The 22,778-nt window shown below is 61.4% G+C and carries 18 protein-coding genes and 1 tRNA gene; 11 read left to right on the top strand and 8 right to left on the bottom strand.

Annotated features, from left to right (window positions below):
• Window positions 1–2: 2 nt before the first annotated feature.
• Window positions 3–998, bottom strand: coding sequence for an IS5 family transposase (locus ACZ5WQ_RS15685; RefSeq protein WP_233048926.1), 996 nt, complete (start codon window positions 996–998; stop codon window positions 3–5).
• A gap of 451 nt (window positions 999–1,449) precedes the next feature.
• Here ACZ5WQ_RS15685 and ACZ5WQ_RS15680 point away from each other — a divergent pair, with 451 nt between their 5' ends.
• The 8 genes from ACZ5WQ_RS15680 to cobA all read left to right on the top strand — a co-directional run bounded on the left by ACZ5WQ_RS15680 (window position 1,450) and on the right by cobA (window position 13,028).
• Window positions 1,450–2,667, top strand: coding sequence for a CmpA/NrtA family ABC transporter substrate-binding protein (locus ACZ5WQ_RS15680; RefSeq protein WP_233048925.1), 1,218 nt, complete (start codon window positions 1,450–1,452; stop codon window positions 2,665–2,667).
• Entirely contained in the window at window positions 2,652–3,227 is a 576-nt protein-coding gene (locus tag ACZ5WQ_RS15675) for an ANTAR domain-containing response regulator (protein WP_233048924.1), read from the top strand. The genes ACZ5WQ_RS15680 and ACZ5WQ_RS15675 overlap by 16 nt, the downstream gene beginning before the upstream one ends.
• Before the next feature lie 350 nt (window positions 3,228–3,577).
• Window positions 3,578–4,789 (top strand): nitrate/nitrite transporter, encoded by a 1,212-nt coding sequence (locus ACZ5WQ_RS15670; RefSeq protein ID WP_233048923.1) that lies wholly within the window; start codon window positions 3,578–3,580, stop codon window positions 4,787–4,789.
• 2 nt (window positions 4,790–4,791) lie between these two features.
• The gene (locus ACZ5WQ_RS15665; protein WP_233048921.1) at window positions 4,792–6,453 is read left to right on the top strand and encodes a bifunctional protein-serine/threonine kinase/phosphatase; all 1,662 of its coding nucleotides are present in this window, start codon (window positions 4,792–4,794) and stop codon (window positions 6,451–6,453) included.
• 295 nt (window positions 6,454–6,748) lie between these two features.
• The gene (gene nirB, locus ACZ5WQ_RS15660) at window positions 6,749–9,205 is read left to right on the top strand and encodes a nitrite reductase large subunit NirB (RefSeq protein ID WP_233048920.1); all 2,457 of its coding nucleotides are present in this window, start codon (window positions 6,749–6,751) and stop codon (window positions 9,203–9,205) included.
• Entirely contained in the window at window positions 9,202–9,528 is a 327-nt protein-coding gene (gene nirD / locus ACZ5WQ_RS15655) for a nitrite reductase small subunit NirD (RefSeq protein ID WP_093477475.1), read from the top strand. The genes nirB and nirD overlap by 4 nt, the downstream gene beginning before the upstream one ends.
• Before the next feature lie 27 nt (window positions 9,529–9,555).
• The gene (locus ACZ5WQ_RS15650) at window positions 9,556–12,279 is read left to right on the top strand and encodes a nitrate reductase (RefSeq protein WP_233048919.1); all 2,724 of its coding nucleotides are present in this window, start codon (window positions 9,556–9,558) and stop codon (window positions 12,277–12,279) included.
• A complete protein-coding gene (gene cobA, locus ACZ5WQ_RS15645) occupies window positions 12,276–13,028 on the top strand; it encodes a uroporphyrinogen-III C-methyltransferase (protein WP_233048918.1) in 753 nt (250 codons plus the stop codon). The genes ACZ5WQ_RS15650 and cobA overlap by 4 nt, the downstream gene beginning before the upstream one ends.
• 442 nt (window positions 13,029–13,470) lie before the next feature.
• Here cobA and ACZ5WQ_RS15640 read toward each other — a convergent pair whose 3' ends face one another.
• From ACZ5WQ_RS15640 to ACZ5WQ_RS15630, 3 genes are all read right to left on the bottom strand, one after another.
• Complete coding sequence (locus ACZ5WQ_RS15640) at window positions 13,471–13,620, bottom strand: RNA 2'-phosphotransferase (protein ID WP_233048917.1); 150 nt, start codon at window positions 13,618–13,620, stop codon at window positions 13,471–13,473.
• A 309-nt stretch (window positions 13,621–13,929) separates the two neighbouring features.
• On the bottom strand, window positions 13,930–15,021 hold the full coding sequence (locus ACZ5WQ_RS15635; protein ID WP_464383627.1) for an IS5 family transposase: 1,092 nt from the start codon (window positions 15,019–15,021) through the stop codon (window positions 13,930–13,932).
• Between the two features lie 231 nt (window positions 15,022–15,252).
• Entirely contained in the window at window positions 15,253–16,197 is a 945-nt protein-coding gene (locus ACZ5WQ_RS15630; protein ID WP_464382620.1) for a site-specific integrase, read from the bottom strand.
• 532 nt (window positions 16,198–16,729) lie between these two features.
• Between ACZ5WQ_RS15630 and ACZ5WQ_RS15625 the strand changes: the two genes are divergently transcribed.
• The 3 genes from ACZ5WQ_RS15625 (at window position 16,730) to ACZ5WQ_RS15615 (ending at window position 19,486) form a co-directional block, all read left to right on the top strand.
• A complete protein-coding gene (locus tag ACZ5WQ_RS15625) occupies window positions 16,730–17,239 on the top strand; it encodes a helix-turn-helix transcriptional regulator (protein ID WP_285678121.1) in 510 nt (169 codons plus the stop codon).
• On the top strand, window positions 17,236–18,507 hold the full coding sequence (locus tag ACZ5WQ_RS15620; protein WP_285678122.1) for a type II toxin-antitoxin system HipA family toxin: 1,272 nt from the start codon (window positions 17,236–17,238) through the stop codon (window positions 18,505–18,507). Before ACZ5WQ_RS15625 ends, ACZ5WQ_RS15620 begins: the two co-directional genes overlap by 4 nt.
• A gap of 691 nt (window positions 18,508–19,198) precedes the next feature.
• Entirely contained in the window at window positions 19,199–19,486 is a 288-nt protein-coding gene (locus ACZ5WQ_RS15615) for a hypothetical protein (RefSeq protein ID WP_285678123.1), read from the top strand.
• Between the two features lie 243 nt (window positions 19,487–19,729).
• On the opposite strand, the gene ACZ5WQ_RS15610 is transcribed toward ACZ5WQ_RS15615, so the two are convergent.
• The 4 genes from ACZ5WQ_RS15610 to ACZ5WQ_RS15595 all read right to left on the bottom strand — a co-directional run bounded on the left by ACZ5WQ_RS15610 (window position 19,730) and on the right by ACZ5WQ_RS15595 (window position 22,752).
• Window positions 19,730–19,805: transfer RNA gene (locus ACZ5WQ_RS15610), tRNA-Thr, on the bottom strand.
• Between the two features lie 337 nt (window positions 19,806–20,142).
• Window positions 20,143–21,348 (bottom strand): class I SAM-dependent methyltransferase, encoded by a 1,206-nt coding sequence (locus ACZ5WQ_RS15605; protein ID WP_464382619.1) that lies wholly within the window; start codon window positions 21,346–21,348, stop codon window positions 20,143–20,145.
• A gap of 10 nt (window positions 21,349–21,358) precedes the next feature.
• Window positions 21,359–22,063, bottom strand: a complete 705-nt coding sequence (locus ACZ5WQ_RS15600; RefSeq protein WP_088276166.1) for an ABC transporter permease — start codon at window positions 22,061–22,063, stop codon at window positions 21,359–21,361.
• Window positions 22,060–22,752: an ABC transporter permease gene (locus tag ACZ5WQ_RS15595; RefSeq protein ID WP_088276167.1), complete on the bottom strand. Its 693-nt coding sequence runs from the start codon at window positions 22,750–22,752 to the stop codon at window positions 22,060–22,062. The genes ACZ5WQ_RS15600 and ACZ5WQ_RS15595 overlap by 4 nt, the downstream gene beginning before the upstream one ends.
• Window positions 22,753–22,778 lie beyond the last annotated feature (26 nt).

The following is a 22,778-nucleotide window of genomic DNA, read 5'->3' as shown; positions in this document are numbered from 1 at the left end:
TTTCAAGACGCAATAACCCCGTCTGTCATCTCATAACACCTCTTGGCCAATACCAGGTTGGCCAGTGCAAACAGGCTGAACAGCTGGGCCTGATTCTTCTCCATGCCCCGGTAGCGCACCTTGCAGTGACCAAACAGATTCTTGATCACATGGAACGGGTGTTCCACCTTGGCGCGGATGCTCGCCTTGCAGTGCTCAATGCGTTGCATGATCTGCTTCTCCGGGCCATCTTCAATTTTCTTGATGGTGCTGCGCCGCGCAGCAATCCGCAGCGGAGGAAGCGTGATGCCATCCTCAGCAAGACGTTTGCCCAGACCCGTGTACCCGGCATCGGCATAAACAGGTTCTTTGTCGACACGTAGCAGCTGCGCGGCTACTGTGATGTCCGCCTGGTTGGCCGAGGTGGCCACCAGGCTGTGTGTCAGACCTGTTGCCGCATCAACACCGATATGGGCTTTCATGCCGAAATACCACTGGTTGCCTTTGCGTGTCTGCTTCATCGCCGGATCACGCTGCTTGGCCTTGTTCTTGGTAGAAGGTGCAGCGGCAATGATGGTGGCATCGACAATGGTCCCTTCGCGCATGAACAAACCACGTTCTGCCAGAGTGGCGTTGATCTCTTCGAAGATCCGTTGCGTCAGCGAATGCCTTTCCAGCAGGTGGCGGAAACGCAGCAGTGTTGTGGCATCCGGCACGCTTTCGATGGACAGATCAATACCGACGAAATCACGCATCGCCTGACTGTCGTAAATCGCATCCTCAAGGGCTTCATCAGCCAGGCCGTACCACTGCTGCAGGAAGTAGATTCGCAGCATCCGCTCCAGCGGAGTCGGTGGACGGCCACGCTTGCCGGCAGCATCGGGGTAATACGAGGGCGACAGCGCATCCAGCAGGCGCTGCCAAGGAACCAGCACATTCATCTCGGCCAGAAAGCGTTCCCGGCGGGTAACTTTTTTCTTGTTCTGATGCTCGGCTTGGGCGAAGGTGATCTGCTTCATCGGGTGGCTTGGCTGAGGTAGTGGCAGTGTCTGGTGATTATACTCAGGGCTGCGTAATCAGGCAGAGGGCTGATTTGTGCAGCGTTTCCCAAAGCATCTTTGGCATGCAGTTCAAGAATCAAGGGTATTTTTGGCATGGTTTTCTCCTGAAAGCGGGCAGCTGACTGCAACCTGATGTAATCGGTGCTTTGGTTCGATTAAATCAAAGCGCATGTCAGTTGCAAGCAAGAAACCGGGGAAATTCAGCTACCCGTCAGGAAATTCGATGCAACTAAATGCCAGTAGTTAGCCTCAACCATATGGCATCAGCGGCGCACCAGACGGCACAATGCTTGCTTGCCGGTCCATGGCAGGTATCAATGGCGATGCCCGAAACGACAACGGCGTCGTGCATCCGCTGCGAAATACTTCGCAACGGGCACGGCGTTTTTTAATGACTGCGGATAAGCCTATGCAACCACCCAGCAATCCCCTGCGTGACCCGCGGATATGGGCAAGCGGCAGCGATGCCCCGGAAAAACCGGTACTGGAGCTGGGCTTTATGCCGCTCTGCGACTCGGCGTCACTGATAGTCGCGGCCACTCAGGGCTTTGCCCAGCAGCACGGTCTGAGCCTGAACCTGCGACGCCAGCATTCCTGGGCCGGCCTGCGTGACAACCTGCTGAATGGCCGGCTTGATGCAGCCCAGGGGCTCTATGGTCAGGTGTATGGCATCCAGCTGGGCATAGCCGGTCCGCAGGCTGATCTCGCGGTACTGATGGGGCTGAACCTGAATGGCCAGGGCATCACCCTGTCGCGCAGCCTGCAGCAGGCCGGCGTGCGCGATGGCGAAGCACTGGCCCGGTATGCGCACCAAAACAAGGCGCGCCTGCGTCTGGCCCATACCTGCAACACCGGCACCCACGCGCTCTGGCTTTACTACTGGCTGGCCGCCCATGGCATTCATCCGTTGCGTGACATTGACAGCCCGGTGGTGCCGCCGGCGGATATGGTGGAACACCTGCGCAATGGCGATATTGACGGTTTTTGCGCCGGCGAACCCTGGGGCTCCTGCGCCAGCCAGCAGCAACTGGGATTCACCGTCAGCACTACCCAGGCGATCTGGCCGGATCATCCGGAAAAAGTCCTGTTCTGCAGCCGCCAGTTTGCCGACCAGCACCCAAATACAGCACGCGCCCTGACCTGCGCGATTCTTGAGGCCAGCCGTTTTATCGATGCCAGCGCCGACAACCGCCGCGACACCGCCCAACTGATCAGCGCAGCATGCTACCTCGACGCACCGGCCAGCATCCTGCAGGACGCCCTGCTTGGCAGCGGCCAGAACGCGCTCGGCCAGGCATGTCAGGACCCCCACCCGCTGCAGTTCCATGCCGATGGGCGGGCCAACCAGCCCTGGCTGTCGGATGCCCTGTGGTTCCTCAGCCAGTTGCGCCGCTGGGGACTGTTGCGCAGTGATCCGGACTATCTGGCAGTGGCCCGCCAGGTGCAACGCATGGATATCTATGCCGATGCCGCAACCGCCCTGGGCATTCCGCTCGACACCAGCAACCTGCGCAGCGCACGGCTGTGCGACGGCGGCCTGTGGAGTGGCAGCAATCCCGCCGACTATGCCCGCAGCTTCAGCCTGCACGGCCTGACTGACGAAGGCAGCCCATGCGCATCCTGCTGATCAACGACACAGCGCGCAAGGTTGGGCGCCTGCGTGACGCACTGCGCGAGGCCGGCTTCGAGGTAATCGACGAATCGGCTGTGGCGATTGACCTGCCGCAACGCGCACAGCAGCTGCAGGCCGACGTCATCCTGATCGACAGCGACTCCCCAGGGCGCGACGTGCTTGAGCAACTGTGCCTGATCAGCCGCGACCAGCCACGGCCAATGGTGCTGTTCACCGATGAACAGGATCCGGCGGTGATGCGCCAGGCGATTCAGGCCGGTGTCAGCGCCTACATCGTCGAAGGCATCCAGAGCCAGCGGCTGAAGGCTATACTGGATGTCGCCCAGGCCCGTTTCGAGGCCGAGCAACAGTTGCGCAACGAGCTGCAGGCGCGGGAACAGCAACTCAACGAGCGCAAACGCATCGAAAAGGCCAAGGGGCTGCTGATGCAGATGAAACAGTGCAGTGAACCCGAGGCCTACAGCCTGATGCGCCGCCAGGCCATGACCCGACAGCAGAAGCTGATCCAGGTGGCGGAACAGATCATTGCCATGCAGGAACTGCTCGGCAACTAGGTTCAAGCAGCGGCTCTGCGCCAACGCAGCAGCCAATGACCTGTTCCGGACACGCTGTAAATACATCCCTGTAAGCTCGGCGATGCCCGTCCAGGGCATCGACGGTCCAGAACAGGTCATTGGCTGCCGCGCCCCGCAGTTTCGGTGCAATTAGTCAGTGCTCTGCCGGCCACCAGCTGGCACGCATCCTGCAAAGCAATCGTCAGGCAGCCAACGGCGGTTGCCTGCCAGACAACGACGTCATCCCCGACCCGGAGCCAATCCGCGGTTGGGGGTGGCGTTTTTTTTTGCCGCAAGGTTGCCGGCAAAACACCTGAATCACTGATTCTGCCTAGCCTGAGGGGTAATCCATGACAACATCATTCTGGAAAGCCGGCCATGCACCGACGCTGTTCGCCGCCTTTCTCTACTTCGATCTGAGCTTCATGGTCTGGTACGTGCTTGGCCCCCTGGCGGTGCAGATTGCCACCGATCTGGGACTGACTGCACAGGAACGGGGCATGATGGTCGCCACCCCTATCCTTGCCGGCGCCATACTGCGTTTGCTGCTGGGCTTTCTGGCTGATCACCTGTCGCCCAAGGGCACCGGTATCCTCGCCCAGCTGGTGGTGATTGCCACCCTGCTGGCCGCCTGGCTTATCGGCATAGACAGCTATCACCAGGCCCTGCTGCTGGGTCTGGGCCTCGGCTTTGCCGGCGCCGCCTTCGCCGTGGCCCTGCCGCTGGCCTCGCAATGGTATCCGCCGGAACATCAGGGCAAGGCCATGGGTATTGCCGGTGCCGGCAACTCGGGCACCGTGCTGGCAGCCCTGTTCGCCCCCGGCCTGGCCTACCTGTTCGGCTGGCAGAATGTGTTTGGCCTGGCATTGATCCCGCTGACCGCCACGCTGATCATCTTCACTCTGGTCGCCCGCAACGCACCGCAACGGGCCAAACCCAAATCGGTCCGCGACTACCTGCAGGCACTGAATGACAAGGACAGCTGGTGGTTCATGCTGTTCTACTGCGTGACCTTCGGAGGCTTCATCGGCCTGGCCAGCGCCCTGCCCGGCTATTTCAATGACCAGTACGGGCTTGATCCGGTGGTCGCCGGCTACTACACCGCCGCCTGCGTCATGGCTGGCAGCCTGATGCGGCCGCTGGGCGGTGCCCTGGCGGATCGTATCGGTGGCATCCGCGCCCTGTCGTTCATGTATGCCCTGGCCGCAGCGTGCATCGCACTGGTGGGTTTCAATCTGGACAGCTCAATTGCCGCACTGGCCCTGTTCGTCGCCGCCATGCTCGGACTGGGCGCCGGCAATGGCTCGGTGTTCCAGCTGGTTCCCCAGCGCTTCCACCGTGAAATCGGTGCCATGACCGGGCTGATCGGCATGGCTGGTGGCATTGGCGGCTTTGTTCTGGCGGCCGGGCTTGGCAGCATCAAACAGCACACCGGTGACTATCAGCTGGGACTCTGGCTGTTTGCCGCACTGGGGATTGTTGCGCTGCTTGGCCTGACCTCAGTGAAGCGGCGCTGGCGCACCACCTGGGGCTCCTCCGCCGTTACCAGCGCCCGCGTCTGAACATGACCCTGCAGCTTCAGCTTGACCAGGCCAGCGCCGCCGGGCCACGCAAGGACAATCAGGATGCCCTGCGCATAGTCACGCCGGCGCCCTGGCTGGCCGCCAGCAAGGGGCACCTGCTGGCGCTCGCCGACGGCGTCAGCCAATGCCGCGATGGTGGTCTGGCGGCACGCGCCACCCTGCAGGCGCTGGCACTGGACTACTATTCGACACCGGAAACCTGGACCACCACCCAGGCCCTAGAACGCCTGCTCAGCGCACACAACCGCTGGCTGCGCGCCAATGGCGGTGGTCAGCCGTTATTGACCACCCTGAGCTGCCTGATCCTGCGCGGACGCCGCTACACCCTGGCACACATAGGCGACTGCCGGGCCTATCTGCTGCGCCGCGGACGCCTGCACAAACTGACCAGCGAACATGTCTGGGAGCAGCCGGGCATGCAACATGTGCTGAAACGTGCGCTTGGCCTCGACGAACAGCCATTGATCGATTACCACGAGGACGAGCTGCACACCGGCGACTGCCTGTTGCTGGTCAGCGACGGCATCTGGGCCAGTCTGGACGATGCCAGCATAGCCCGCCTGCTGACCAGCAACGATGAGCCTGAGGGCATCTGCCAGCGACTGGTCGATCAGGCCCTGGCCAATGGCGGGCAGGACAACGCCAGCGCCCTGCTGGTCAAGATCGCAGGCCTGCCCGATGCCAGTCTTGACGACCTGTTGCAACCGGTCGCCGAACGCGGCCTGCCGCCGCGCCTGAAACCCGGCCAGTATTTCGAAGGCTGGCTGGTGCAGGGTCAACTGAGCGAATCGCGGCAATCGCTGCTGTATCGGGTCAGCGATGCGCAGGGCCAGCCGTGGCTGCTGAAAACCCTGCCCGCCGTGCGGCGGGATGAGCCCCAGGCCTGCCGCGAGCTGCTGCAGGAAGAATGGTTTATGCGGCGGGTGGCCGGCACCGCAATCCCCGAACTGCATCCGCTACCCGAGCGCCGCCACCATTATCTGGTGATGCGCGAATATCCGGGACTGACACTGGCGCAGCACAAGACCGCACAGGGGCTATGGACGCTGGCCGAGTTCCAGCGTCTGGCCCCCGCGCTGATCAGCGCCGTCGGCGCATTGCACCGGCGCAATCTGGTGCACCGCGACCTCAAGCCGGACAACCTGCACCTGGGTGATGACCGGGTGTTGCGCCTGCTGGATTTCGGGCTGGCCTTCTGTCCCGGGCTGTCACACTGGCAACCCGGCAGCCCGGCCGGCACACCCAGCTTCATTGCCCCGGAAGCCTTCGCCGGTGCCGAACCGGCGCCCCAACAGGACATCTACGCACTGGGCGTCAGTTTTTTTTACCTGCTCACCGGGCACTACCCCTATGGCGAGGTCGAGGCCTTTCAGCGCCCACGTTTCGGCGCGCCATCCAGCCTCAGCCGCTACCGCCCGGACCTGCCCGCCTGGCTGGATGAATGCCTGCTGCGGGCAATTGCCGCCGACCCGCAGAAACGCTACGAAACCGCCGAACAGTGGCTGCTGACGCTGCAACAGGGAGAGAACCTGACCAGCCCGCACCGCCCGCTGCTGGAACGCGAGCCGCTGCTGGTCTGGAGGAGCATTGCGCTGGGTGCCCTGGCGCTGAACCTGCTGTTGCTGGTACTGCTGCTGCACTGAAGCTGCACCGGCAACAACCCTGTATCACCGGGCCACAAGCCCAAACGCACCACTGCAGTGCAACCCGCTGCATCACGGTGCAACCCATGGGCCACACCAAAGGCCCAAGCCACTGAAAAATAACACCTTTCAAGTTGGCACGAGGAATGCATTGCTCTACCCAGCAATGAATCAAAGCCTGTCGGTCAACGGAGATAGACAGGCTTCCTGACCGATCAGGACTGGACAAAGGCGTCCTGCCGCGCGAGCGGTAGGACGCCTTTTTTGTTTTGCGCTCACGCTGATGGAGCCCAGGATGCAAAAACTCAAACTGGTAATGGTAGGTAACGGCATGGCCGGGGTACGCACCCTGGAAGAGCTGCTCAAGCTGGCACCGGACATGTACGACATCACGGTATTCGGCGCCGAGCCGCATCCCAACTACAACCGCATCTTGCTGTCGCCGGTACTCGCCGGCGAGCAGGCCTTCGAGGAAATCATCCTCAACCCGCTGTCCTGGTACGAGGAAAACCACATCACCCTGCATACCGGTCGCAAGGTGGTAAAGATTGACCGCCGTGCCCGCAAGGTGATTGCCGATGACGGCACCGAGGCCGAGTATGACCGCCTGCTGCTGGCCACCGGTTCCAATCCGTTCATCCTGCCGATTCCCGGCAAGGACCTGGACGGGGTGATCGGTTACCGCGACATCGCCGACACCGAAACCATGATGGAAACCGCCAAAACCCATAAGCATGCGGTAGTCATCGGCGGCGGCCTGCTCGGCCTGGAGGCTGCCAACGGCCTCAAGCTGCGCGGCATGGACGTGACCGTGGTGCATATCGGCGAATGGCTGCTGGAACGCCAGCTCGACCGCACCGCCGGCCAGCTGCTGCAGCAATCCCTGGAAGAGCGTGGCCTGAAGTTCCTGCTGCCGCAGTTCACCAGTGAATTGCTGGACAATGGCGATGGCCGCGTGTGCGCGGTGAAGTTCAATGACGGCAGCGTGATCCCCGCCGACCTGGTGGTGATGGCCGCCGGCATCCGCCCGAATACCGAACTGGCAGAGAGCGCCGGTCTGGCATGCAACCGCGGCATCCTCGTCAACGACACCCTGCAGACCTTCGACCCGCGCATCTATGCGGTTGGCGAGTGCGTCAACCACCGGGGTACCGCCTACGGACTGGTGGCTCCGCTGTTTGAACAGGCCAAGGTCTGTGCCAACCACCTGGCGATGCTCGGCTATGGCCGCTACCTTGGCTCGGTCACCTCGACCAAGCTCAAGGTCACCGGCATCGACCTGTTCTCCGCCGGCGAGTTTATGGGCGATGACGGCAGCGAGCTGATCACCCTGTCCGACCCGATCGGCGGCGTCTACAAGAAATTGGTGATCAAGGATGACGTGCTGGTCGGCGCCTGCCTGTATGGCGACACCGCCGATGGCGGCTGGTATTTCCGCATGGTCAAGGAACGCCAGAATGTGCGCGAAATCCGGGACCACCTGATGTTTGGTGAAAACAGCATTGGCGATGTCGGCCACCAGGGCCAGAGCAAGACCGCCAACATGCCCGACAGCATGGAAGTCTGTGGCTGCAACGGCGTGTGCAAGGGCACCATCGTCAAGGCCATCCAGGAACAGGGACTGTTCAGCGTCGACGACATCAAGAAGCACACCAAGGCCGGCAGCTCCTGCGGCTCCTGCGTGGGTCTGGTCGAACAGATCCTGATCAATACCGTGGGCGGCGCCGCCGACGTCAAGCCAAAGAGCGAAAAACCGGTATGCGGCTGCACCGACCTCAATCACGGCCAGGTGCGCAAGGCGATTCGCGAACACCACCTGACCAGCATTCCTGAGGCCATGGCCTTTATGGACTGGCGCACGCCGAACGGCTGTGCCACCTGCCGCCCGGCACTCAACTACTACCTGATCTCCACCTGGCCCGGTGAGGCCAAGGATGATCCACAGTCGCGCTTCATCAACGAGCGCGCCCACGCCAACATCCAGAAGGACGGCACCTACTCGGTAATCCCGCGCATGTGGGGCGGCATTACCAACGCCGCCGAGCTGCGCCGCATTGCCGACGTCGCCGACAAGTACCAGGTGCCGATGGTCAAGGTCACCGGCGGTCAGCGCATCGACCTGCTGGGCATCAAAAAGGAAGACCTGCCGAGCGTCTGGAAGGACCTGGACATGCCCTCCGGACATGCCTACGGCAAATCCATCCGCACGGTGAAAACCTGCGTCGGCAGCGAGTTCTGCCGCTTTGGCACGCAGAACTCGACGCAGATGGGCATCGACCTGGAACACGCGCTGTTCAACATGTGGTCACCGCACAAGGTCAAGCTGGCGGTTTCCGGCTGCCCGCGCAACTGCGCCGAAGCGGGTATCAAGGATGTCGGCATCATCGGTGTGGACTCCGGCTGGGAGCTGTACATCGGCGGCAATGGCGGCATCAAGACCGAGGCCGGTGAATTCTTCGTCAAGGTGCAGACCGCTGAAGAGGTGATGGAGTACAGCCTGGCCTTTCTGCAGCTGTACCGCGAGGAAGCCTTCTACCTGGAACGCACCGTGCACTACATGCAGCGCGTCGGCATGGAGCACATCAAGGCCGCCGTACTGACTGATGCGGCACAGCGCAAGGCCCTGCACGAGCGCCTGCTGTACGCCCTGTCGTTCGAACAGGACCCGTGGAAAGAGCGCATCGAGAAGGAAGCGCTGAAGCAGGAGTTCCGCCGCATCGCGGTCAAGCAGATTGAGGAGACGAGCGTATGAACTGGCTGGATGTCTGTGCCCTGGAAGATATTCCGCAACTGGGTTCGCGGGTGATCGACAGCCCGCTGGGTGACATAGCGCTGTTTCGCAGTGCCGATGACGGGGTGTTTGCCCTGCAGGACCGCTGCCCGCACAAGGGCGGGCCGCTGTCCCAGGGCATAGTCCACGGCCGGCAGGTCACCTGCCCGCTGCACAACTGGCAGATCCAGCTGGAAAGTGGCGAGGCGGTGGCACCGGATGTCGGCTGCGCCCACCGCTACCCGACCCGGGTGGAGAACGGCCGGGTGCAACTGGTACTGGAACGTATCCGCAAGACAGCCTGACCGATACACCTGCCCGGGGAGCCGGCCATGACCCAAACCACTGCCTCCACCTGCTGTTACTGCGGCGTCGGTTGCGGCGTACTGATCGAGCATGACCAGCAGCGCATTCTCGGCGTCAGCGGTGACCCGCAGCACCCGGCCAACCTTGGCCGGCTGTGCAGCAAGGGCGCCAGCCTGCACCAAAGCAGCGACCCGGCGGCGCGCCTGCTGCATCCGCAACTGCGCCTGGGCAAGGGCCTGGCGCGCAGCCGCATCGACTGGGACAGCGCCCTCGACCACGCCGCCGAGGTGATAGGTCGCAGCATTGCCGAGCACGGCCCGGACAGCGTGGCCTTCTACGTCTCCGGCCAGTTGCTGACCGAGGACTACTACGTATTCAACAAGCTGGCGCGGGCACTGGTCGGCACCCACAACATCGACAGCAACTCACGGCTGTGCATGTCCAGCGCGGTGGTCGGCTACAAGCGCAGCCTGGGTGCCGACGCACCGCCATGCAGCTACGAGGACATCGAACAGAGCGACTGCGTACTGATTGCCGGCAGCAACATGGCGAATGCCCATCCGGTGCTGTTTGGCCGTCTGCGCGAGGCCAAATCCAGACGCCCGGAGATGCGCGTGATCGTGATTGATCCGCGGCGCAGTGAAACCTGTGAACTGGCCGACCTGCACCTGGCACTGCAACCGGGCACCGATGTCGCCCTGTTCCACGGCATCCTGCACATACTGCTGTGGGAAGGCTGGATCGACCGTGAGTTTATCGAGCAGCACACCGAAGGCTTTGACGCCCTCAAGGCACTGGTGCGCGACTACACCCCGGCCATGGTCAGCGAGCTGTGCGGCATTCACCAGGACGAGCTGCAACAGGCCGCACGGCTGATCGGCAGCGCCCCGCGCCTGCTCTCGCTGTGGTGCATGGGGCTCAACCAGTCGACCGCCGGCAGCGCCAAGAACAACGCGCTGATCAACCTGCACCTGGCCACCGGGCAGATCGGCAAACCCGGCAGCGGGCCGTTCTCCCTGACCGGCCAGCCCAACGCCATGGGTGGCCGCGAAACCGGCACCCTGGCCAACCTGCTGCCCGGCCACCGCGACGCCGGCAACCTCCAGCACCTGCATGAAGTAGCCGATTACTGGGGTATCCCGGCACTGCCGGAGCGCCCGGGACTCAGTGCCATAGAACTGTTTGAGGCGGTGCGCAACGGGCGTATCAAGGCCCTGTGGATCGCCTGCAGCAACCCGGCGCAGTCACTGCCGGACCAACAGCTGGTGCAACAGGCGCTGGCCATTTGCCCCTTTGTGGTGGTGCAGGAAGCCTTCGCCACCAGCGAAACCTGCCAGTTTGCGGACCTGCTGCTGCCCGCTGCCAGCTGGGGCGAGAAGGACGGCATGGTGACCAACTCCGAGCGCCGCATCAGCCACGTGCGTGCCGCCATCGCCCCCCCCGGCGAAGCCCGCCCGGACTGGCGGATTGCCCGCGACCTGGCGCAACGCCTGGAAAAGCAGTTGCGCCCCGGCCTGCCCAGCCTGTTCGCCTTCGACAACCCGGCGCAGATCTACGACGAATACAAGGGCCTTACCGCCGGCCGCGACCTCGACTGCAGCGGCATCAGCCATGCACTGATCGACCGCCTTGGCCCGCAGCAATGGCCATTCCCGGCGGGTGCCGAAGCAGGCAAACCTCGGCTGTACACGGATGCACAGTTCCCCAGTGCCGACGGTCGTGCCCGCTTTGTGGCCGAACACTACCAGCCGCCACGGGAAAAGCGCGAAGCCCGCTATCCGCTAGTGCTGAATACCGGACGCCTGCGCGACCAGTGGCACGGCATGACCCGCACCGGCACAGTCGCCCGGCTGTTCGGCAGCGTTGACCGCGCGCAGCTGCACCTGAATCCGGGTGACATGACCAGCCGCCGCCTGCGTGAAGGCCAACTGATGCGGGTCAGCAGCCGTCGCGGCAATCTGGTCCTGCCACTGCACGGCGACCCCGCCGTGGCCTCCGGGCAGGCATTCCTGCCGATGCACTGGGGCGACCGTTTTCTCAAGGGCCTCGGTATCAATGTGCTGACCCAGCCAGCCTTCGACCCGCTGTCAAAACAGCCGGAACTCAAGCAGAGTGCCATTCGTCTGGACCCGGTTGACCTGCCCTGGTCATGCTTTCTGCTGGTCGAGGGCGATGTGCAGCAGCGCTTCAATGCCCTGCGCCCGCTGTTCGACTCCTTCGACTACGCCGCCTTTGCCCTGACCGGCAACGAACGCCCGGCCCTGGTGGTCCGCGCCGCGCATGCCAGCGCCGCAGACAGCGACTGGCTGGAGCAGATCGACCGGCTGCTAGGGGTCGACCAAGGCCCGGTACTCGCCTATGACGACCCGCGCCGGGGCGTCGGCAAGCGGGTCCGCATTGAGCAGCAACGCATCCAGGCCATTCGTCTGAGTGGCGAAACCCTCGCCGCCGACTGGCTGCTGGCCGCCTGGCAGAGTGGCGAAGCCGATAGCGAACTGCGCCGCTGGTTCCTCGCGCCCTTCTCCAACCCGCCAGGCGCCACCCGCAGCGCACCCGATCGCACCCTGTGCAGCTGCATGGACGTGCGCCAGAGCGCCATTCTTGACGGCCTGCAGCGCGGCCTTGACCTGCCCGGACTGCAACGCGAACTGCGCTGTGGCAGCGGCTGCGGCTCCTGTCTGGCGGAAATCGGCCAGCTGGTAGACAGACATCAGCAGGCGGCACTGGCCGCCACCCAGGAGGTACCATGAATACCCAGGTATGGCTGCTTGGCGCCGGCCCCGGCGACCCCGAACTGATCACCCTGAAAGCCGCACGCCTGCTGGCGCAGGCCGAAGTGGTACTGCTGGATGATCTGGTCAACCCGCAATTGCTTGAACACTGCCCGCAGGCGCGCATCATCCGCGTCGGCAAGCGCGGCGGCTGCCGCTCCACCCCGCAGCAGTTCATCAACCGGCTGATGCTGCGCTACGCCCGCCAGGGCAAGCGACTTGTGCGCCTGAAGGGCGGCGACCCGTGCATCTTCGGCCGCGCCGGTGAAGAGGCCGCGTGGCTGATCGAGCGCGGCGTCGGCTGCGAAATAGTCAACGGCATCACCGCCGGACTGGCCGGCGCCACCCAGTGCGGCATTCCGCTGACCCTGCGCGACATCAGCCGGGGCGTGACCCTGGTCACCGCGCATACCCGTGACGATAGCCCGCTGAACTGGCAGGCACTGGCCCAGGGCGGCACCACCCTGGTGGTCTATATGGGCGTGGCACGCCTTGCGGAAATCCAGCAGGGACTGCTGCAAGGCGGCCTGCCGGCGGCCACTCCGGTGGCGATGATCGAACGCGCCAGCCTGCCGCAGCAGCGTCAGCACAGCTGCCGCCTGGATCAGCTGTGCACGGCGGCCAGCACCTTCAACCTGCAAAGCCCGGCGGTGCTGGTGATTGGCGAGGTGGTGGCGGCCATGCACGTGCAGTTACCGGCGATCGATAGCCCCCCTGTGTCAGCCTAGTTGTCCAGTAGGCAGTTTTGCCTGAAACCACATCACAGGGGGCCTGGGTGGCGATGCTGTTCGCCGCCGGAGTGGAGATCGATATGCTGTTCTACTCGGTTACGGCAGTTTAGCCGCGATCTCAGGGATAAATCACTCCTGTACCGCTGATCACTCTTCTCGAGGCGTCATTAGCCCGTTTTTGACACAGAAATCGTCCAAGGTCTTTCCAGGAACAGTTGGAGCACTGAATCGCCCCTAGTTTCGTAGACACTTCCTGGCCTCAACGGAGATTTCTAAGCCACTGCGGAACTGCCCCTTCTGGCCGGATCCTGCCAGTTGCGACAGGCGCCTCCCGGCCATAAGCGCTCATCTGGTGTCTACAAAACCAACGGCGATTCAGATATCGCGCGAGGTCCTACGCCCCAGTTGGACTGGCGATGCAATTTCTTGCCCGGTTTGATTAGCTCTGAACGAGCAGGGCAAGGAACTTTGCCTGCACAGACTCTGTGAGCCAAACACCATTATCAGACAGAAAGAAGCTCGCTCCCTCCCTGTGCATTCTTCCGGACAGTACCTCTAAGACCACAGGTTTTCCGTGACGTTGGCCCACTCTTACGGCGGTTTCGAGACATGCCCCTGCAGACACACGTATTCGGACACATTCATGAAGGTTACGGGATGTACCAACGAGGAGAACAGTTGCTGATCAATGCGTGCTCTTGCACCGAGCACTACGAGCCGATTAACACCCCGGTGATATTCGTTGCCACATCTAGCAGCCTGTTGAAATTCGCCGCGATGATTACGTCCACTGCTTCTGGCAGCAGCGGTCGCGCTCGTTTACTTCCCGTTTAGGGCGCCAATCGATGGAAATAGCCCGATTTGGCGTGCTCCAGGCGCACCTTCCCCGTCAACGCGCTCATGCCATTGAGCCTGTAGCCAGCAGCTTCGGCAGGCGCACCAGGTTGCTTGCCGCCATGGCCAGCTGGAACAGCGCGTCGACACGCTCAAGTCCGCGTTGCTTCACCTGGCGCAGGCCTGCCGCCGCCTTGAGCCAGCCGAAGTGGGTTTCGATCCAGGCGCGAATCTTCAGGCTCAGTCCATAGCCAGCATGGCGCGTGGTACGGCCGTCGATGGCGCTACGCCGGCCACTGGTGTTCTGTGCCACATGCGGTGTCACGCCGAGTGCCCGACAGGCGGCCACGAAGTCTGCCGTATCGTAGGCCTTGTCCGCAGCCAAGGTGCGGCGACGGCGACCACCCAGCTTGCTCAGCATCGCCAGCGCGGCTTCGCGTTCGCCACGGCCACCGGCCAGAGTCACATGAGCACTGCGCACCAGGCCACTGCGGTGTTCCATCAGCACATGCCCCATGTAACTCAGCTGCGCGCCGGTGTTGTGGCTCTTTCGGTACAGCCGGGCATCCGGATCGCTGGTCGAGGCGTGGGTGTCGTTGCTGCGCTTGTGCCCCTTGAAGTCCGGCGGGGCATTGCGTGGTCCGGGGCCTTGATCGTCTGGAGAGTCGTCCTTGGGCCGGAAACTCTTCTGAGAGGCCCAGGCTTGCAGCAATGTGCCGTCGACTGAGAAGTGCTCATCCGAGATCAGCCCCTGCTTCTCTGCCAGGCGCACCACCTCGCTCAGAAATTCGGTGGCCACGGCCTGGGCATTGAGACGGTCACGGTTCTTCGAGAAGACCGAGTGATCCCACACCGGATCATCGATGGCCAAGCCGACGAACCAGCGGAACAGCAGGTTGTAGCCCAGTTGCTCCATGAGCATCCGCTCGCTGCGCAGCGAGTAGAACAACTGCAGCAACTGTGCCCGCATCAGCTTCTCGGGGGCGATCGAGGCGCGACCGGTGTCGGCATACAAGGTGTCAAACAGGGCGCTCATCCGCTGCAGAGCGGTGTCTGCCAGCTTGCGGATGGCGCGCAGGGGGTGAGTCGCTGGCACGAAGTCATCGAGCTTGGCGACAGTGAACAAGGATTCCTGAGTGATATCGGCGCCACGCATGGAAATCGGGGTTCCCGGCAGATTGGAGCCGATATCGTAAACCTTACACTGCAAAGTCAGACAGACCGTAGGCGAATTTCAACAGGCTGCTAGGCCTGCAAGGGGGGAGTAGGTCATGCGCCCCAAAATCCGAATAAGTTTCCCAACCTCATCCGGGCCTAGGCGCACACGAACCAACTGCACGGACAACAAGGCGCTGCACCCGAAGCTCATGATATTAGCGACTCAGCGCTACGAGCCTCTCTCACGCTCCCAGCGTCGAATGAAACGCCCCAGCGGAGTTGTGTCTGACACACCACCGACAAAGTCCACCGCCACCGGATTATGGCTACGGCCATAGCGGGCGTCCCGAGTTGAAACACGCACCCTCTCCACATCAGCATCATTGGCCGGAGCAACGTATAGCTTGCGCCCCTCGCCTTTACGCCGATCCCCGTATACATCAATGGATTCAGTGGACTGGTGCCCCATGATGTAAGCGATTTGCTGCGGACTGTCGGATGACGCTTTCAAGTTCGCACCAAGCTGGTGGCGCAGGCTTTTCAAGGTAAGCTGCACTTTTCGCCTAGGCCACAGCTCTCTGCAGACCTTCCGTAGCGCATCACGAATAGCCGTATCTGAGCGCGTAGTATGCCGCAGACGCTCCGCAGCCAAGATAACCGCCTTCAAGGCTTTTGGGTTCTCGATCACCAACGCCCTATCCGCACCGCGCTTAAGCTTCCGGCTTTTCTTTCCCCCTCGAATGATGACAAGGTTGCCCTCGACCTCGATCGAGCGCATCTCACAAGGCCGGGCACCCGTGACATACGCCAACATCACCGCTGCCCACTCGTCGCTGCAGCCACTATCAGATAAATGCCGCACCAACAGAGCGACGTCTTGCTTGGAGACCGAGCGCACCCGTCGCGGCCTCGGCTTGCGTGGCATGGTTGAGCCAGGTGCTGTTACGGGATTGGTGACCGATCGAATCGCCTCAGCTGCAACCGGATTCCCTCGAGCCAACTGATCCGCCGCCAGCGCACTCTTCAGGACGCGAAAGGAGCTGCTGACGTACTGTGGCGCAAGCGCCACCATAGCCGCGCATATCTGCGCCGAATCAGTCGCGCTTCCGTTGCAATGGTCGCGGTAAAAATTCCGCGCCCGGGTCTGGTACTTCTTCAGGGTTTCAGGCTGCATGAGCACTCACCTCTTGTTGTTATGTTGATGACAAAGCAGCCGCTACGCGAAGGCGCGGTGAGCCGGTTCTGGCTGCACTGAAACACCCTCGGCCTACGCCTCGTGTATTTCTCATTCCGCCCGAACCAGCACACCGCCCCCATACTCGCGCCGCGAGTATGGGGGGCACGAGCGTTACTCGCGCGCCGCTTCATCTACATTCAGCGTGCGCATGGAGCAAACGCCCGTGCAAGTGTTTGTCATCAAAACAGCAATAGCCTCCGTGGCGGACGCCACGGAGAAGCAGCGCCCTCTAGGCACCATAACCGTCAGAGCTTGCAAGGGCTGAGAGCCTGGTGACCCACCCAGAATGGACGCACACGAGTTGACGATATTTGATGGAAAAAGCAGTTCTCGGCCCGTCACGCACCAGAACGATGCCATTATTTCAGCCTTTCCACACTATAAAGTGCCAAAATAATTTCATGCCAAGCATTCTCTAAATGATGCTATTATTCCTTCACTTAACGCTTTTAAGTGAAGGAATAACATCATGGCGAAGAAGGTCGCACCGCTTCTTCCCTCTACAGAACGCCTTGTGTCCGAGCTTGGTGGGCGCATCAAAATCGCCCGCTTACGCCGAAAGATCACGGCCAAGCAAGCTGCAGAGAGGGCTGGGATGTCGCTGATGACGTTGCGAGCGCTGGAGAAAGGCTCCTCGGGCAGCACCATTGGCGCTTATTTAGCGGTTTTGCAGATACTGGGCATGGAGAAAGACCTCAGCAAGCTTGCCTCCTCGGATGAACTGGGCAGGCATCTCCAAGACTCCGATCTATTAGAAAAAAGTAGCCGAAAAAAGGGCGGCGTTGAAGTCGCCCGGAACACGGCTGCCGTAGCTGAAAGCCCGGAAGAAAAAAAATACAGGAGCACCTTAGGAGCAGGTGACTCGTCTATCTCCACTGCCACCGAGCCCCCAAAAAGCAAGCGCCTTGGCTCTAGCGGATCACTTGATACGGATTCACTTTCCATCCTTATCATTCCACCAAGCGGAGACAAGAAATGACGCCTATCGAGGTATGCGCCGACTGGGAAGGATTGGGCGGGCCGCAACGCCTGGGCTGGCTCCATGCGTGGAACAAAGGTGCTATCGAGAAATTTGAGTACGAACATGACCCCGAGGCGCTAACCAACCCTCTTTTAAGCTTGGTACAGATTGACCCAAGCATCCTTCCGTACGAGGGCTCTCAGTACCCGCCAAATGGCCGAGACATGTTCGGTGTATTTGGAGACTCTTGTCCTGACCGCTGGGGACGACTCCTCATGAAACGTCGACTGGAGCGCGACATCCGTGACGGTTTGGCCCCCAAAGGCTCTATTCTTCGGGAATCCGACTACCTACTAGGCGTCCACGACCAGTACAGGGTTGGAGCACTGCGCTACCGCCCCCATGGCGAAGGAGCTTTTCTCGACAACACGGATAATGTTGCCGCTCCACCTTTTGTTGCGATCACTGAACTTGAGAGGGCAAGTCAGGCTCTTGAGCGTGATCCCAACAACACCTCGCGTGATGGTCGAGATTGGCTCCGTATGCTAATTGCGCCTGGCGGCTCGTTGGGTGGCGCCCGTCCGAAAGCGAGCGTGGTCGACGACGCTGGTCATTTATGGATTGCAAAGTTTCCCAGCGTGCGTGACGAGTATGATGTTGGTGGCTGGGAGATGGTAGTTAATGCATTGGCCAAAAGCTGTGGCATTAATGTCGCTCAGGGTGCAGCCCAGCGCTACGCCAGCCCCTTTCACTGCTTCAGGGTTAAGCGCTTCGACAGAACAGAGCACGGTGGCCGGCTGCACTTTGCCTCGGCCATGACCTTGACGGGTCATATTGACGGCGAGGACGCAAGCACGGGCGTGAGCTACCTTGAGCTGGCGGAGGTTCTCATACGCGCAGGATCAGAGCCGAAGAGAGACCTGCAAGAGCTATGGACTCGCATCGTGTTCAGCATCCTTGTATCTAACACGGATGACCACCTGCGAAATCATGGATTTATTCTCAGCCCTAGCAGGGGGTGGTGCCTGTCAGAGGCCTACGACATCAACCCGGTGCCCACCGGAGATAGCCTGAAGCTCAATATCACCGAAGCAGACAACGCCCTGGACTTGGAGCTTGCCAGAGAAGTGGCGGGGCTCTTTCGTTTGCCTCTGTCAACGGCAGACGACATCATCGGCGATTGTAAACTCGTGGTTGGCCAGTGGCGTACCATCGCAAAGGCCGTTGGTCTGCCGCCTCGTGAACAAGATTACATGGCTCCCGCGTTCGCACTCTCTGGAAGTTAGACCTACGTCGGAACACTTGGCGGTCACCATAAAGCTGGGCGCAATTCCCTAGAGCAGGGACGCTCTAGGGGCGATTCAGACAGCATTTTCCTTACATGTTGGGTGTCAGACCACAGCGATTTGTCTTCAGCATGCTGCAAGCGAGGAAGGCCGGGCAGAAAGCGCTATAGAACCTACTTGACCGTCAGAACTTGTACGGCAAGAGCCTGCAATGTGACCATCACTTGCGTACGCACCAGAGCCAACCAGGGCCGTACACGAGTTGACGGTCTTTGAGAGTGGCGTCCACTAGGCTCTCGACCGCCAGTTTGCGTACGCCGCCCTAGAAGCCAGGGCGATCAGGCAAAAAGCACGCTACAGCCTGTCTGACCGTCAGAAGTTGTGCCGCAAGGATTCGCGCTATGACCGTCGATTTCTGTACGCAGTTGTCCCAATTAGGGCCGTACACGAGTTGACGGTCTTTGAGCGTGGCGTCCACTTGGTTCTTCAACCGTCAGTTTGTGTAGGCCACACTGGAAGCCAGGGCGATCAGACAAAAGCACGCCACAGCCTGCCTGACCGTCAGAAGCTGTACGCCAATGGCTCGCACTGTGACCGTCGATTTCTGTACGCAGTTGGCCCAATCAGGGCCGTACACGAGCTGACAGTCTTTGATCGTAAAGGCAATTCTCTACCCAAGAAGGATTTGGAAATGAAGGTATCCCAGCTCATCCAACTGCTCAGCAGCTACCCTACGGATACGGAGGTACTCGTGGAAGGCTACGAGAACGGTTACGACCCGCTTCATTCCGTGTACATGCAAACACTCGCCAAGGTGCTGAATGCTGCGGACTATGACGGCCTGTTCGATGCACCTGAAAACCTGGTACTGGACGTTACAGGGGAGACACTGACAGGCATACGAAGGATGGCTCGAAGGGAAAATGGCGAACACCACAGTTATCTGGTGATCACGGGATTGCGAGGACACCGACGGTAAGACGCTAGAGGCGAATTGCTTGACTGCGATACCGGCCTGACAGGGAGAAATCAGAGCATCAAGGCGAAGCCTGTTACGCACCCACCAGAACGAGCGGCCACCAACAGCTGGCGATGCAGAAGCCTTACAGCGGCGATCTATAACGGACTTTTGAGCCCTGGCAAAACCCTACCCCAATCCTACCCCGGAGCTGGTTTTCACATAAAAAAAGGGCTACGCTGAAGCGTAACCCTTTGATTTGTCTGGTGCCGGCACCAAGAGTCGAACTCGGGACCTACTGATTACAAGTCAGTTGCTCTACCAGCTGAGCTATACCGGCGCGGGGTGCATTATATATCGCCAAATTTCTGTGTAAAGAGATCAGCGGCGTGCAGGCGCTGATTATCCTCTATTTTTTCCTGTGGATACCGTTCGCCCACTTGTGCATGACTTTTCGATCAACACTTCATAAAGGCTACGCAAGCCCTTGTTTTCATGCATCAAACACAACTGGTCAACAATTGACCTGACACCGCAAAGCCGCGTGGATTCTCGCTTTGAGGTAGTTACTACAACCTCATCAACACAGTTATGCACAGAAGGCGTGGATAACCACAGATACACACAAGTTGTGGATAAGTCTGTGCGCAAGCGGTACACAGACTGGTGATGGCCTGTCAGTTATCCCGTTGAGCCAGCAACAGCAGGTTGCGCGGTGTCAGTGCCGGCTCGCAGAACTCGCCGAGCCGCACCCGATAGCCCGCCTCCTGCAGATACAGAGCCCGCTCCAGCACCAGCCACAGCTCCAAAGGACGCCGGAACAGGCCGCCAACCAGCTCCAGATTGCGTACCTCGGCCAAGCGCTGCCAGCCATGCGCTTCCAGCGCCTGCCAGTCCGCCGGTGCCGGCAGCTGCAGGTCGTGGTAAGCGGCCATGGCGAGGCAAAAGTCTGCGAGCGTTTGTGGCTGCGGGCCGGGCGCACGTGACGGGGTAGGCAGGTAGCTATCCACTCCCCTGCCCTCACGCTGCCAGTGATCAAACGCCAGCCGCCAGGCCATCGAGCGGTCACGCTGGCGCAGCTCACGGGCGCCGGCGGTGGCGCTCTGCTGCAGTGCCAGCCCCAGCTCATCGCGACTGAGCGGCAGCGCCGCCGTCTTTCCGGCCAGCGACAGCGGCTGGTGGCTCGCGCCAGCGATGCGGTTGTAACAGCAGGGCGACAACGCCAGCTGTCGGCACTGACGAGCAACTACCTGTTCGATCAACTGTCGATGCAGATCGCCACAGGCATGCAGCGCCACTAGCGTATCGCCGCGTTCAAGTCGTTCGGCATTGCTGGCCTGCATGACGTCGGCATCCAGATGCTGCGCATCAACCTGCAGCCGCGCACTCAGCTCGGCGCCGGCGCGGTTCAATTCGGCATCCCACTCCAGGCAGCAGACCGGGCAACCGCTCTGCCAGGCCAGCAACCGGCCCAGATGGCCCTTGCCGGCACACCAGTCGACCCAGCGTTCAACCGGCGCCGGCGTGCGCGCGGTGGCTACCCCAGCAAAGCGGGTAATCTGCTGCCACTTGCGGCCGGGGATGTGACGGTGCAGCAGCTCGGGCACCGACGGGGAAACGGCGGCCTCCCAACGCGGCAGCACGCAAAGCTCTTGCGCCTCTGCGGCCAACTGGCCAAATGGCTCCGGCGCCCCCAGGAGCTGGGCCGGTTGCGACTGCGCCGCTTCGGCATCGGCCAGCGAGCATGCGCGCAACCAGCCGGCCAATTCGGGCCAGTCGGCTTCCCACGCAAGCACAGGGGTTGTGAAAGGTCGGGCTCGCCACAGCGCCTGATGGCGCTGCAGCCAGTCCGTCAGTCGGGTGAACCGCGTGAGCAGATCCACGCCGCAGGGGTCAGCGTTGCTGGCGGCTGGCGTCAACCTTGAGCCAGCGCTCGACCAGCCGGAACAGCTGGGTAAAGACCAGCGTGATGATCAGATACATGACCCCGGCTACCAGGAAGAACAGCTCGTACTGGTAGGTGCGCGAGTTGATGGTGCGGATTACGCCCATGATGTCCATCATGGTGATGGTGTAGACCACGGCACTGGCCTTGAGCATCAGGATCACTTCATTGCCGTAGGCCGGCAGACCGATGCGAATGGCACGTGGCAGGATGATGTACTGCAGCGCCTGACGGCGGGACATGCCCAGCGCCCGCGCAGCTTCGACCTCACCCGGCGGTACCGCCTGAATCGCGCCGCGCAGGATCTCGGCGATATAGGCTGCGGTATGCATGGTCATGGTGATCAGCGCACACCAGTATGGCTCGCGCAGATAGGGCCAGAGGAAACTCTTGCGCACGACTTCGAACTGGGAGATGCCGTAATAGACCAAAAACAGCTGCAATAGCAGCGGTGTGCCACGGAAGAAGAAAATGTAGCTGTAGGGCAGCGCCCGGATATACCAGTGCCGCGACGCCCGCGCCAGCCCGAGGGGAATGGCAAAAAACAGACCGATGACCACCGCCAGCCCGACCAGCTGCAGGGTAACCAGGGTACCGTCCCAGAGTTGCGGCAAAAAGCGCTCGATCAGCGCCCAGCGTTCGGCCCAGGTCATAGTTCAGTCCTCACAAAACCCCGGTTGGCACGACGCTCGAACCAGTGCATCGCTGCCATGATAAAGACCGTGAGGAACAGGTAGATCAACGCGGCCAGCAGATAGAAGGTGAACGGTTCCTTGGTCGCATTCGCCGCGGTCTGGGCTTTGCGCATGATCTCTTCAAGGGTAATCAGCGAGACCAGCGCTGTATCCTTGAGCATGATCAGGTACAGGTTACCGAGCCCGGGCAGCGCAACACGCCAGAGCTGAGGCAGAGTAATGCGCCAGAAGATCCGCAGGTTCGACATGCCCAGCGCCAGGCCGGCTTCCTTCTGCCCCTTGGGAATGGCCAGCAACGCACCACGGAACACCTCGGTCGCGTAGGCACCAAAGCACAGCGCCAGCGCCAGGGTACCAGCAACAAACGGGCTCAGTGACAGGGTCGGATTGCCAAACCAGGCACCGATGGCATTCATCGCCGACACCGTGCCGAAGTACATCATCAGTACCCAGACGGTCTCCGGCACGCCACGCACCACCGACGTGTAAAAGCCGCCGCACAACCGCGCAACGCGATTGCCGGAGACCTTGGCGGAGGCACCCAGCAGGCCAAACAGCAGGCCGAACACCAGCGCGGCCAGTGACAGACGTAGAGTCATCCAGGTCCCTTCGAGCAGGGCTGGACCAAAACCGTGAAGATCAGGCATGAGTTTACATCCAGGTCGGGCCCCGC

The sequence above is a fragment of the Halopseudomonas sp. T1L2 genome, assembly GCF_055397385.1.
Note: the sequence above shows the minus strand (reverse complement) of the source record. Positions and strands in the feature narration are given on the sequence as shown.

Excerpts from the sequence above, each read along its gene's own strand:
- ACZ5WQ_RS15685 (WP_233048926.1), bottom strand. The coding sequence starts at position 998 with ATGAAGCAGATCACCTTCGCCCAAGCCGAGCATCAGAACAAGAAAAAA.
- ACZ5WQ_RS15680 (WP_233048925.1), top strand. The coding sequence starts at position 1,450 with ATGCAACCACCCAGCAATCCCCTGCGTGACCCGCGGATATGGGCAAGC.
- ACZ5WQ_RS15675 (WP_233048924.1), top strand. The coding sequence starts at position 2,652 with ATGCGCATCCTGCTGATCAACGACACAGCGCGCAAGGTTGGGCGCCTG.
- ACZ5WQ_RS15670 (WP_233048923.1), top strand. The coding sequence starts at position 3,578 with ATGACAACATCATTCTGGAAAGCCGGCCATGCACCGACGCTGTTCGCC.
- ACZ5WQ_RS15665 (WP_233048921.1), top strand. The coding sequence starts at position 4,792 with ATGACCCTGCAGCTTCAGCTTGACCAGGCCAGCGCCGCCGGGCCACGC.
- nirB (WP_233048920.1), top strand. The coding sequence starts at position 6,749 with ATGCAAAAACTCAAACTGGTAATGGTAGGTAACGGCATGGCCGGGGTA.
- nirD (WP_093477475.1), top strand. The coding sequence starts at position 9,202 with ATGAACTGGCTGGATGTCTGTGCCCTGGAAGATATTCCGCAACTGGGT.
- ACZ5WQ_RS15650 (WP_233048919.1), top strand. The coding sequence starts at position 9,556 with ATGACCCAAACCACTGCCTCCACCTGCTGTTACTGCGGCGTCGGTTGC.
- cobA (WP_233048918.1), top strand. The coding sequence starts at position 12,276 with ATGAATACCCAGGTATGGCTGCTTGGCGCCGGCCCCGGCGACCCCGAA.
- ACZ5WQ_RS15635 (WP_464383627.1), bottom strand. The coding sequence starts at position 15,021 with ATGCGTGGCGCCGATATCACTCAGGAATCCTTGTTCACTGTCGCCAAG.
- ACZ5WQ_RS15630 (WP_464382620.1), bottom strand. The coding sequence starts at position 16,197 with ATGCAGCCTGAAACCCTGAAGAAGTACCAGACCCGGGCGCGGAATTTT.
- ACZ5WQ_RS15625 (WP_285678121.1), top strand. The coding sequence starts at position 16,730 with ATGGCGAAGAAGGTCGCACCGCTTCTTCCCTCTACAGAACGCCTTGTG.
- ACZ5WQ_RS15620 (WP_285678122.1), top strand. The coding sequence starts at position 17,236 with ATGACGCCTATCGAGGTATGCGCCGACTGGGAAGGATTGGGCGGGCCG.
- ACZ5WQ_RS15615 (WP_285678123.1), top strand. The coding sequence starts at position 19,199 with ATGAAGGTATCCCAGCTCATCCAACTGCTCAGCAGCTACCCTACGGAT.
- ACZ5WQ_RS15600 (WP_088276166.1), bottom strand. The coding sequence starts at position 22,063 with ATGACCTGGGCCGAACGCTGGGCGCTGATCGAGCGCTTTTTGCCGCAA.
- ACZ5WQ_RS15595 (WP_088276167.1), bottom strand. The coding sequence starts at position 22,752 with ATGCCTGATCTTCACGGTTTTGGTCCAGCCCTGCTCGAAGGGACCTGG.